Origin of the sequence: Corynebacterium propinquum DSM 44285 (assembly GCF_000375525.1) — a bacterium.
Taxonomy (GTDB): Bacteria; Actinomycetota; Actinomycetes; order Mycobacteriales; family Mycobacteriaceae; genus Corynebacterium; species Corynebacterium propinquum.
In genome coordinates, this window is sequence record NZ_AQXC01000010.1 from 109,971 (window position 1) to 121,486 (window position 11,516).

Genomic DNA, 11,516 nt, shown 5'->3' on the forward strand with positions numbered 1-11,516 from the left:
GGGTAGGATGTGGGTTGTAATTTTGCACCCCGATACCCCCGCGTAAAGGAAGATGACTGTGAATCAGCCCGCCGAGGTAGGACACGACAACTGGAATGAACGCATCGCGCTGGCACAGGAGATGATCCCGCTGATCAGCTCGCTGCACCGCAACAACAACGTTGTGACCTCTATTTTTGGTCGTCTGCTGATTAGCGTCACCGACATCGACATCATCAAGGCCCACGAGCGCGCGCACCAGGTCATCGAAGAAGACTTGCCGCTGGAGCAAACCCTGCCGGTGCTGCGCGAACTCACTTCGATGGATTTGGGTACTGCATCGATCGACGTCGGGCGTTTGGCCGTTGGATTTGCACAATCCGGTGCTACTGATCTTGCTGACTACCTGCACTCCGAACTGGAGGAAGTCATCGGTGGCCGCACCAACGTGAAAGAACCGACCGACGTCGTGCTCTACGGTTTCGGCCGCATCGGCCGCCTGCTCGCGCGCATTCTCGTCGAGCGCGAAGCATCCTATGGCGGTGTGCGTCTGCGTGCGATTGTCGTGCGCTCCAAAGGCGACGGCGACATCATTAAACGCGCCTCGCTGCTGCGCCGTGATTCCGTGCATGGCGAATTCAACGGCACCATTTCCGTGGATGAAGAAAACAACATCATCTGGGCAAACGGCACCAAGATCCAGGTTATCTACGCCAACGCGCCACAGGAAATCGACTACACCTCCTACGGCATCAACAACGCTATTGTCGTCGACAACACCGGCGCATGGCGTGATCGCAAGGGCTTGTCGCAGCACCTGGAGGCCAAGGGTGCAGACCGTGTCTTGCTGACGGCGCCGGGCAAAGGCGATATCCCGAACGTGGTCTTTGGAATTAACGAAAATAGCGTTACTGATGATGACAAGGTGTTGTCCGCCGCATCGTGTACCACCAACGGCATTACTCCAGTGCTCAAGGCACTGGGCGCTCGCTACGGCGTCGCGCACGGCCACGTCGAAACCGCCCACTCGTTTACCAACGATCAAAACCTGATCGACAACTACCACAAGGGTGACCGTCGTGGCCGCGCTGCGGGTCTGAATATGGTGCTGACCGAAACTGGTGCTGCGAAAGCGGTATCAAAGGCTTTGCCGGAATTTGAAGGAAAGCTCACCGGTAATGCCATCCGCGTTCCTACCCCGAACGTTTCGATGGCGGTGTTGAACCTGGAATTGGAAACCGAGGTGACCAAGGACGAGGTCAACGATTATTTGCGTAAGGTGGCGCTGCTGTCGAACCTGCGCCAGCAGGTGGACTACGTCAATGATCCGGAATTGGTCTCCTCGGACTTCGTCGGCTCCGTGAAAGCCGGTGTGGTTGATGGCTTGGCGACGATTGCCAATGGCACCAAGCACCTGGTGGTCTACGTCTGGTACGACAACGAGTATGGCTACTCCAACCAGGTAGTGCGCTTTGTGGAAGATATTGCGGGTAAGCGCCCACGTGTGCTGCCGCACCGCAGCCCAATCAGCGAACTGTAATCCAGCTGGATGGACCTCGAAACTGGTACGCCGTCGGCGACGGAGCGGCCGGCCGGAGAGTCATCACGCGGCGCTCCGCATCGAAGAGCAGCTCCACGACATCAGCCTTGCCGATGAGAGCATGGGCGGCGGCGTTGATCAATAAGATGTCCCGCTTGTGCAGAGTCACGCTCGGAGTGCCCTGCATGGGGGACGCTTACGAAGACCTCGAATACCACTGTGATACCTCTCTTCCTAGTTGACGTAGAGAATCGCAGCATGTCCAAATAGTCCAGCGCATTCTCTATCGTTTCAAGTGTGAGTAGAAACGCAATAGCATCTACTCCTGCGGCGATTGTGGATGCGAATGATGCTGAAATGAACACAAAAGAACGCTATCTACTGAGTCTCCCGGGGCGAGCAAAATGTGAACGCACAGATGAGAGCGATAGTGGTCGCATAGCTATCGTAGAGAAGATAGCGTCTATCGGCTCAATGCAGATGATTGTCACCCAATCGAGCGTTCCAAATCGCAGGACAGAACCGGTTAACCGGCAAGGCGCAGTGTTTGTGGTTGATTGACCTGGTCTATGCGGACAGGGACTGCAAATCGCCCAATATGGCACTTCTGGCGGCGACGAGCCGGACTCTGGGCGGTTTTTGGGCCACGACCCGAACTTCGCCCACCGGTTCAGCCGCAGCCCCTTCTACACGGGTGAGAGCCCGGATCGCTATATCTGGTACCGGCAGCATCACCGTATTGACCGGTTGTCCGACTTTATCAGGGAGGTGCGCGAGGTGGCCGACGAGCCCCAGCATGTATCGCCCCGCCAGGAGTTCTCCAGTGGGCGCGAGCTCATCGAGACGGTCAAGGCACGCCGGGAGCCGGCCCAGGCTTTCCGTGCGATCGCCAAACCATGGCCCGGCGGGTGCGTGGTTATGTCACCCAGGGCAAGACCGACTCCTACGGCACACCGACCGCCCGTTATGCCACCACAAGCCAACGCAAGGCCCTGTCCACCATGGGCCGCAGAGGCGGCCAAAAAGCCGCCAAGAGGTGGGAAACAGACCCCGAAGGAGAATACGCCCAGAGCCAGCGGAAAACCTGCAAGAAGTTAATAAGCGAAAGCGGGCGCCCGGAAATAATACGCGCGTGCACAAGTCTTGGTTATTGCGTCACAGGCATTTAATCAAACCGGGCAGATTCCTGCATGGAAAGAAATATCCCAGGAGCTAGGCGTTTCAAGGCGTATGGTGGCCCACCACGTCGCCGAAGGTTTTCAGCATCTGTGTGTTTGCCAAGCTCTGCCGGGGTGAATTTACAGGGTTAGACGTGTCTACGGCGGTCGTTAGCTCCAGACATCCGCCTGGAAAATACTTATACAGGGGGCGTAGAGCTCGATGACCGGACCGTATCTGTCGGTGCGAGTCCGCTCATTGGAGAAAGTATTGAGCCGCAAGTGGAGTCAGGGGGAATGATAATGTGACTCATATTATATAAAAGTATGGTTTTAACCTAGCTCTCTGTGCTACTCTTGTGGCATTAAGGATCCACCTATAGAAGAATCGGTATTGTTTATGCGACTAGCGATCTTAGGCGTTGGGGCTGGAGGGACATTCCTTCTCAGCCGCTTGGCGGAGTTAAGTTCTCCGGATTGGGCGGGGGGAGAAATTTTCCTGTTCGAGGATCCTGAGTGCTTAGGGGCAGGGTTGGCTTTTAACCGGGATGTAGCGGAAGCGATTATTAACACGGGCCGCTCCCGTCTCGCGTCTTTAGCGCCGCCCTTTTATCCCCTTGATAGATACTTTTCTCAGAGCCCGTTTGAGTTATCCGATTTTAATAGCAATCCTCTTCCTCGTGAAGCGTACGGAACCTTTTTAATTAAGGCTCTTTCTTATGCGATTCGGATATTGCAAGAGCATGGTCTACGAATCAGTCTGGTTCCCGAAAAAGCGAAAGAGGTTAATTTTTCGCCGGGGAAAATTAAAGTACTTACTGAGGGAAAATTCCAGGTCGAAGTAGATCAAGCGGTGATATCTATTGGGACGTGGAATAAAAAAAATTCTGTTAAAACTGGCGGAATTCCTTATATTCCATTTCCTTACCCTCTGAAAAGAATTTTGCAAATTTTCGATAACCCGAGCGCAATAGGAGTGCTCGGGTCGGGATTGACTGCTATCGATATTGCTAGCGTCTATGAGAAAAGGGCAGCTACAGTGCATCTTTTTTCCCCGAGTGGGCGCTTACCCTGGGTGCAGGTGGAATCCGATGAAGATACGCTAGACCCGCTATATCTTACGGAGGATAATCTTGACCGCCTTCAATATTCAGGCAGTCTTTCTGCCTCCTCTGTGTTGGATCTTCTTGATGCTGAGCTTGCTAGATTCGGAATGAGTCGTGCTTCTTTCGATGACGAAAGTCGAATTACTCGTAATTGGCAAAATCCCTACAGTGATTCCGCAGACCTTTCATGTCATCGAACGATTAGTAAAACGAATCATGTGTTGAATGCCGCTTTTGCATCCTTATCAGTCGATGAGCGCTTCACATTGAGGCAAGGTCTCGGGTCAGGATGGCCGCGATACCGCGTACGTGTTCCTCTTGCGCGCTGGCGTCAGATTAAAAAAATGATTGAGGAAGATCGGATTATTCTCCATGCAGGCGTATGGGCGGATTCTCGCCAGCTGGGATCTATTTTGAGCGATATCGGGGCGGCGGGATTAATTAATGCAACCGGTTTTTCCGCAAAGTACGAAGACGCCCCTTTCTTCTTGAGGCAGCTAGCGGCGGAAGGGCATATCGGATTGGATGCGGAGGGGAGGGGGCTGTCGGATTACTTCACGGGCCGAGCCATTAGCTCTGATGGTGAGATGCAGGACAATCTTTTCCTTATGGGGCAAGCTACAGCCGGAAGCCTTTTAGTCACCTCGGCGCTGGATGCGGTTCATCGCCAAGCGAATCATATTGCGGAAAATTTGCACAAAGAGTTTTGCAAAATATAGTGCTGAGGAGTCTAGATATGCAGGAAAAACACCTGGTTATTATCAGTGGAAATGATTCGAGCTTGCCGAAGGTTTCCCCACCTAATACGAAAATCACACTTATTCAAACTGCCGACAGGGCCACTGATTGGCAGAAAAAATATGTCGATTCCTATATTGAGGTCGAGGAGATTAATGAAGACACACTCCTCGAAGTCTTAAGAAGCATTCACCTGATGCACCCTGTTACCGGGTTGGTGTGTTTCCTCGAGCCCGTCATTCTAGTTGCGGCTCGGGTAGCGAATATGCTGGGCATTCGGTCTAACCCCCTGTGCGCAGTTTCCACGGCTCGCGATAAGACACTAACCAGGCAAGCCCTGGACAACGCAAATATTCCCCAGCGTCCGTGGCGGATGTGTGGAACTCCAGAGGAGGTTTTGGCTTTCTGGAAAGAACTCGGGGAAGAAAGTGTGGTGATAAAACCGATCACGGGAGCTGGGAGTGCTGGTGTTCGACGTGTGAAGAACGAAGATGAGGTCCGAGCCCATCTGGCTGAGATTTCGAGCTTGCATAGCTGGGCTCTTCTCGATAACCCTGACTTGCTAGTCTTAGTAGAAGCTGTTTTGCCGGGGCGGGAATTCAGCGTTGAAGCGATGACAGTGGATGGAAGTCATGAAGTTGTTCAAATTACGGAAAAAATCACGTCTGGCCCTCCCCGCTATGTCGAGATGGGGCACTGGCAACCTGCAGAATTAAATGAGCAGCAAAAAGACCAAATCTCACGCCGCGTACCCAGCATTCTTGACGCCATAGGACACAGGATAGGGCCTAGTCATACAGAGATAATGGTTGATGGTGAAGATGTGTGGCTTGTTGAAACTCATACGCGATTCGGAGGAGATCAAATCTGGGAGCTCACAGAGCTCACCACTGGGAGGCACATGGCCACAGAAACTATTTTTGCAATTCTTGATCTCCCTCTACCTGCACCTGGGCCGCGATATTCAGAATCCGCTATTTTTTTCATGTCCTGGGCTTCCCATTCTGAGGTCCCCGTCATACCGGGATTAATTCGTGTCAAGCACCCGTCTCGGAGAGAACTTATAAGGAGGGATCAAATCATTGATTCCTCTACACGCACAGGCTACGCCCTAGCAGCCGGCCCGAATGCCGCCTCTAATGCCCTTTCGGCAGTTAAAGCTCTTCAAAAGGAGAATTAATGTCAACTGAACCGATTTTGCTCATGTCTCCTGGAAAAGTCCTTCACCGATTGGGAAGTGCTAGGTTAACAAGCCTTCTCCCAGAGGGGTCGGTAATTTTTACGTCACATGATATTGATGTTGAGCGGGGCCAAATTGCCGACCTAAAAGTGTTTGAGAACTATGCATCTAATGATGAAATCCCTCTATTGGCTTCAGTAGCTATTGATCAATTTTGTTTGGATAAAATAGTTATACTAGCCGAAGCTGACATCCTCAGGGCAGCGGAACTCCGACGACGCCATGGGATAGATGGCCTGCAGCCACAAGAAGCTATGTATTTTCGGGACAAGGTCTTAATGAAGAGCCGAGTTGCTCAAACAGGAATTCCTGTGGCGGCACATCGAGTCGTTACGACAGCGATGGAACTTGTGGAAGCTATAGACGAAGTGGGGTACCCGTGTGTAGTTAAGCCTCCCCACGGCCGAGGATCATCGGGGGTCGAAATCCTTGCAGACCCTGAAGCCTTAATTAAGTACTTGCGAAAAGGACCATTTAGCGACCGGGGTGATACCTCAAGGGTCATCGTAGAAGCGTTTATAAGCGGGGATCAATACCGCGTGGACGGTATTTGTAAAGATGGGGAAGTGCAGTTTTGCGCGGTAGCTCTCTATATCGGGAGCCATCTTGATTACCTCGCAGGAGGATATTTAGGATCCATTATCTTGCCTCAGGATGATCCTAAAAGCGTCGAAATTTCATCCTTGGCCCATAGAGCTATAGAGGAAGCTTTACCCCCTTATACCGGCGCTTTTCACCTCGAAGCCTTTTGGACAAATCAAGGAGCAGTATTTAGTGAGGTAGGAGCCAGGCTCGGCGGGGGATCGATATCGGAGGAGATAGAGGTGTCCTACGGGGTGAACATCGCTGCTGAATCAATACGACTTCAGTGCGATACTTCCACTTCTATGGATGACTATCCTCAAAAGAGACTTGCGGGCCAGCTACATGTCTCTCCGCATGAGGGAAAGCTTCTTTGTGCTCCTGAACGATTGAACCACCCGTCTATCGTGACGAGTGAAATCGCTGCTCCGGGGGGAGAATTCAGCCTTATGTCACATACGAATAGTGAATTTGCTCGGGCTGTCTTTGAGGCGGAAAGCGTGGAAGAGGCAAAGATCACTATTGAGGATTTGATTAACGAGATAGATAGCACCACTGAATGGCTTCGAGATCTAGAGGAGGAAGTGTGAATGTGGAAAAAATTGGACCTAAATGATGCCTCGGCGATTTTAAAGCTTCGAGATTGCGTTCTTTCAAATCTCAATCATCCTGATGAATATGTGCGAGAAGATGATGAAACGTCGTTTGTTGGAGAGCATCTTGGAGAGTTTGGGGTGTCGTTCGGAAGCTTCGAAAATAATACGCTAGTAGCGTATTGCGCATTAACGACTGACCTCTATGGGAGCAGAGAAATACGCGAATTTGAGGTGTGTGCCCCTCGCCCGGGCGATTTGGTACTGGCTGCAGGAATGGTTCACCCCAACTATCGGGGTCGTGGACTGCAGCGCGAGGCAATCCGAATCAGGGTTCAGGAAGCGGAAAAAGTCGGCGCCTCACGATTGCTTGCTCAAGTATCACCCCGAAATACTAATTCTCTTCAGAACCTGTTTTCCGAGGGTTTCCAATGTACTCAAGTAGCTTCTTATCGTGATGGCCGTTTTCGACTAATCCTTTCGTTCGATTTATGTTCTCAAACTCCTCCGAATGAATTAATTGAGGACGTATCGTTAATTCCCGTGCAGAATTTTTCACAGATCAGAGCCGAGATAGAGAACAGGCGCAAAGGGTACCGAATGGTCCGGTCTGCATCCGGAGATTTTATGGTGGTTGGCGCATGAATCGCATACTCCTAACGGTGGACATAGACGCTGTGACGCCGATGCTAGATGAACTATCGATTGACGAAGCGCCTAGATACGTCGAAGAAATAGAACAACGCATGTTTGGTTTGGAAGTAGGCCTGCCGCGTATTCTTAGAGCATTCCGCGAGCATGATATTTCAGCCACGTTTTTTGTTCCTGGCCTAATAGCGGAAAAATTCCCCGAGATTGTACGAGATATTTATACGGATGGCCATGAGGTCGCAGCGCATGGGTGGCGTCATACTCCGCCGCGTTTGCAAAATAGAGAGGAGATTAGGGACGATCTCCAGAAGACGATTTTTTCGTTAAAACTAGCGGGTGCGGACCGCATCTGCGGTTACAGATCCCCCGAATGGCAAATGACGGCAGAGCTTCTCGAGGTCTTAAATTCTACTAATCTTTTGTATGACAGCTCGATGGCGAGGAGAGAATCGCCGTACCTGCTACAGGGGAGAGACCAGCCGCTGGTGGAATTGCCAGTGAGCTGGTCTTTAGATGACGCACCTTATTTACTATGCACTTCTCGCTCTTTTGCGCGGCCTGTGAGTGGGGAATATCTCGGGAAGAAGTGGTGCCATGATCTTTCTGCTATTGCCCAGTATGGAGGCACAGGCATCCTGACCATACATCCATGGTTAATAGGAAGGGCCCCGTCTTTCGTCGCCCTAGAAATGGTTCTCGACTACATATCCAGTGATTCTGAAGTGTGGACGGGAACTGCTGTCGAGCTAATCAAAAACGTCGGAACTGCGGATCTTCCCCTTGTTGATCCACAGCGAGGAATTTCCTGGTGGGAGGATCGATGACTGTTGTTCTAGCAGTAGGTGGGATTGCTTCTGCTCATAGTGTGGCTCTGTCTCGAGGTGTTCAACTCGTACATGTTCGGACCCATCGACATCACACCATGCTTCCCCCAAGTCACTATTTCAAAGTAATAGACGCTAGCCATCTTGCAAATCGCGAATTAAGTCAACTTAAGTATGTACTCAAACAAGTCGAGGGGATAGCGTTCGACGCCATTCTGTGCCTACACGATGATTCCGTTGTTCTTGGCGCCCGTTTGGCAGAGAAGATAGGCATTGCTTTCGCCTCGGTGTCGACTGCGAAAGCTACAGTCGACAAGGTCTTGATGCGTCACATTCTTTCCAACACCAATCTAGGCTCAGTGCGGTATGGGGTAGTTGTTGGTGGTGATGTTTCTTGGATAACAGATCCTCCTGAGGGTTCCGTGGTATTAAAGCCATCTACTGGGCGGGCCAGCGTAGGGGTCCAAGTTTTGCCAGACATAGATAGCGTCCAGCGCGTTATCGGGAAAGACCCTTTTGAATTCGAAGGTTATTTAGTTGAAGAGCGCAAAATAGGGGCAGAATACAGTGTTGAATCACTCCTTTCATCCGTAGGTGAATGGCATGGGGTGACGGCTAAAACAACAGCTGGAGTGATTGAAACGGGTCATGTCCACCCCGCCCCTATTACTGAAGGGGAGGCTTGGACTATACGATCTGCAGCCGCATCGGCCCTCGAATACCTGGGCATTAAAAGGGGATTGCTCCATACCGAAGTGATTCTTGATCGGCAGGGAGTTCCGCACATTGTCGAAACCCATTTGCGGGGTGGGGGTGATGGCATTTTAGACTTAGTGAAATATGCGACTGGCTTAGATTTGACGGATCTCTATGTGGACGATCTACTTAATCGGCTTCATGATCTCCCGAATGCCCAAATCGGCCGCGCTGCTAGTTGCCAATATTCACTCCCGCATTCTTCTGGGGTTCTTACGGGGTGGTCTGGGATAGACGAGGCTAAACAGTGCAAAGGAGTAGTCGATATAGGGACAATTCTGTCTATAGGGGACTGGGTACAAGTTGAGCAGCAAAGTAGCTATACGCGCTTGGCGTGGGCGATTGCTACTGCAAATGATGGCCGCTTAGCCCAATATCGCGCTCGAAAAGCTGTTAACACAATAGTTCCTCATGCAACTAAGGAGAAAGAGTGAAGTTACATCGCATTCCCGGGGCCTCGCTTTTGTTGGGGTCGGCCTCTTTCAATTTCGCGTCGGGCTGTTACACAATTGCTCTGGGACAATCTCTGTTTGAAGCAACGGGATCCGTTAGCGCCTTTACGGCCGTAGTAACTATCGAATACGTAGGACCGATTCTTTTAGGCGCAATTGCAGGTAGTCTATCTGATCGGCTCAACGCGGCATTGCTATGTATGTGGGCTTCGTTACTTGCCGCTGTATCATTGTTCATTTACTTAGCTATTCCCGAGACGCTAAGTTCGGCGGGGATCGCCTTAGGTCTAGCAATTAATATTTTTAGGCCTTTCTATCGGGCGGGGATTTTTGCAGCAGGGCCTCGAACTGTATCTACAGATGATCTGGTTGCATATAACCTAAGATGGACAGTATCCGTCCAAGCAGGACAAATCGCCGGGGGTGCAATTGGAGGATTCGCATTATCATCTGCGGGAGAGGAATTAGCTTTTGGCATAGCTGGAAGTTCATTCCTGGCCTCTGCTGTGGCGATGTGGCTTGCGAAGTCCCGAGTTAAACGCTCGGTTAGTCAGTCGGAGCCAACACAAATTAACTGGTTTGAGGTGCTGCGATATTTCGCTAGCTGGTCTAAATTTATGGCCTTATTTCTCGTGGGAGCCGACTTTGTCACCATTTCCGCGTTCACTGTAGCTCTAGCTCCGCTGGTTAAAAGTGTTTTTAATGACACGATTTGGCTGGGTATTTTAGACGGGCTTTTTGCCCTTGGGGCGCTGTTAATTTCCTTTGCGGGGGGGAGGTACTTTCAGGTAGAGAGACGACCTTTCCGCAGCACGATTTCCGCGGGTTACGTAATTCAAATCGTGGGGCTCTCAGTGATAGCTGTAGGAGTGGGATGGGGTGCAGGTGGCCCTGTGTGTGCTTGTTTGGGGGCTGTCATTTTGGGGGCGGGGATGGCGCTCTCCTCGAGTCAGCAAGTTAGTTTCCTACAAGGCTCTGTCGAAGGTGAGGCGATTGGAAAAGTAGGATCACTCCGGCAAGCGATTATAGGTTTAACCACGGCGGCGGCGCTTCCTCTCCTAGGTATTGTTATTGGGGCCAACCTCTTAATCGCCTATTTAAGCGTGGCTGTTTTCTTGGCCGCGTGCCTTCTCCTCAATGTGATTCTCAGCAAGGTCGACAGCGGTGCCCGGTCTGTATCTAACTAACGGGCGGGTACGATCTGGGGTTGCCCGCAAATCGTGGACACATTGTTAAGCTGCTTAGTGGTTAAGCAGCGGCTTTCTTTTTGTCATCTTGATCAGCGATCCGAGCCTCGAAATCGACAGGGCTGATCATCCCGATAGACGAATGTCGACGGCGCCGATTGTAGACAATCTCAATCCAACAAGCCACCGCCTTTCGGGCTGCATCACGGGTTTGCCATTTCTTCCGATCGTAAAATTCGAGAGTGTCTGATGGTTTGTGTGTGGGAATCCATCCCGCATAAGGAGATAAGCCAGAATGACTACTGTGGCACGACGAGACTCGGCCGATAAGGCCAAGATTGATGCGATTGAAAAGAAGCTGCTTGCTAACCCTGAAATCGCGAAGCTGATTGATGACCTAGGCACGTCCACCACGGACGCTAATGACCTGGTGAGAGGTATGCTGCAAGCCTCGATTGACTCTAGGGTTTGAATGCTGAGATGGATGCCCACCTCGGCTATCAATCCGGTGATCGGGAAGCTAAAACTGCTACTGGGACTGATAATCACCGCAACGGCACCTACCCGAAGACTGTTGATTCCAACTACGGGCCGGTTACCGTAGAAATCCCCCGGGACAGAGCCGGGACGTTTATCCCGACCATGGTTCCCAAGGGCTCGAGGCGTTTAACGGATGTCGAGTGAGATGATCATCAGCTTGTATGCCGGTGG

At 51.4% G+C, this 11,516-nt stretch carries 9 protein-coding genes and 1 pseudogene; all 10 read left to right on the forward strand.

The features are described 5' to 3' along the window. The first annotated feature begins 52 nt into the window (after positions 1–52). Positions 53–1,519, forward strand: a complete 1,467-nt coding sequence (locus tag B142_RS0109225) for a glyceraldehyde-3-phosphate dehydrogenase (protein WP_018121259.1) — start codon at positions 53–55, stop codon at positions 1,517–1,519. 639 nt (positions 1,520–2,158) lie between these two features. Continuing rightward, entirely contained in the window at positions 2,159–2,617 is a 459-nt protein-coding gene (locus B142_RS14065) for a replication initiation protein (RefSeq protein ID WP_236658162.1), read from the forward strand. A gap of 459 nt (positions 2,618–3,076) precedes the next feature. Further along, positions 3,077–4,501: an FAD/NAD(P)-binding protein gene (locus B142_RS0109240; protein ID WP_018121262.1), complete on the forward strand. Its 1,425-nt coding sequence runs from the start codon at positions 3,077–3,079 to the stop codon at positions 4,499–4,501. 17 nt (positions 4,502–4,518) lie between these two features. Then, complete coding sequence (locus B142_RS13005) at positions 4,519–5,700, forward strand: ATP-grasp domain-containing protein (protein WP_018121263.1); 1,182 nt, start codon at positions 4,519–4,521, stop codon at positions 5,698–5,700. After that, positions 5,700–6,932 carry an ATP-grasp domain-containing protein gene (locus tag B142_RS0109250; protein ID WP_018121264.1) on the forward strand — a complete coding sequence of 411 codons (1,233 nt, stop codon included), beginning with the start codon at positions 5,700–5,702 and terminating at the stop codon, positions 6,930–6,932. The genes B142_RS13005 and B142_RS0109250 overlap by 1 nt, the downstream gene beginning before the upstream one ends. Continuing rightward, the gene (locus B142_RS0109255; RefSeq protein ID WP_018121265.1) at positions 6,933–7,580 is read left to right on the forward strand and encodes a GNAT family N-acetyltransferase; all 648 of its coding nucleotides are present in this window, start codon (positions 6,933–6,935) and stop codon (positions 7,578–7,580) included. Positions 7,581–7,597: 17 nt separating this feature from the next. Continuing rightward, positions 7,598–8,410, forward strand: a complete 813-nt coding sequence (locus B142_RS0109260; protein ID WP_161796705.1) for a polysaccharide deacetylase family protein — start codon at positions 7,598–7,600, stop codon at positions 8,408–8,410. After that, positions 8,407–9,600 (forward strand): ATP-grasp domain-containing protein, encoded by a 1,194-nt coding sequence (locus B142_RS13010; protein ID WP_081604973.1) that lies wholly within the window; start codon positions 8,407–8,409, stop codon positions 9,598–9,600. Before B142_RS0109260 ends, B142_RS13010 begins: the two co-directional genes overlap by 4 nt. Beyond that, positions 9,597–10,805, forward strand: coding sequence for an MFS transporter (locus tag B142_RS0109270; RefSeq protein WP_018121268.1), 1,209 nt, complete (start codon positions 9,597–9,599; stop codon positions 10,803–10,805). Before B142_RS13010 ends, B142_RS0109270 begins: the two co-directional genes overlap by 4 nt. Positions 10,806–11,100: 295 nt before the next feature. Next, positions 11,101–11,516, forward strand: a pseudogene (locus B142_RS13305) (transposase); the annotation flags it as partial.

Excerpts from the sequence above, each read along its gene's own strand:
- B142_RS0109225 (WP_018121259.1), top strand. The coding sequence starts at position 53 with ATGACTGTGAATCAGCCCGCCGAGGTAGGACACGACAACTGGAATGAA.
- B142_RS0109255 (WP_018121265.1), top strand. The coding sequence starts at position 6,933 with ATGTGGAAAAAATTGGACCTAAATGATGCCTCGGCGATTTTAAAGCTT.
- B142_RS0109240 (WP_018121262.1), top strand. The coding sequence starts at position 3,077 with ATGCGACTAGCGATCTTAGGCGTTGGGGCTGGAGGGACATTCCTTCTC.
- B142_RS13005 (WP_018121263.1), top strand. The coding sequence starts at position 4,519 with ATGCAGGAAAAACACCTGGTTATTATCAGTGGAAATGATTCGAGCTTG.
- B142_RS0109250 (WP_018121264.1), top strand. The coding sequence starts at position 5,700 with ATGTCAACTGAACCGATTTTGCTCATGTCTCCTGGAAAAGTCCTTCAC.
- B142_RS13010 (WP_081604973.1), top strand. The coding sequence starts at position 8,407 with ATGACTGTTGTTCTAGCAGTAGGTGGGATTGCTTCTGCTCATAGTGTG.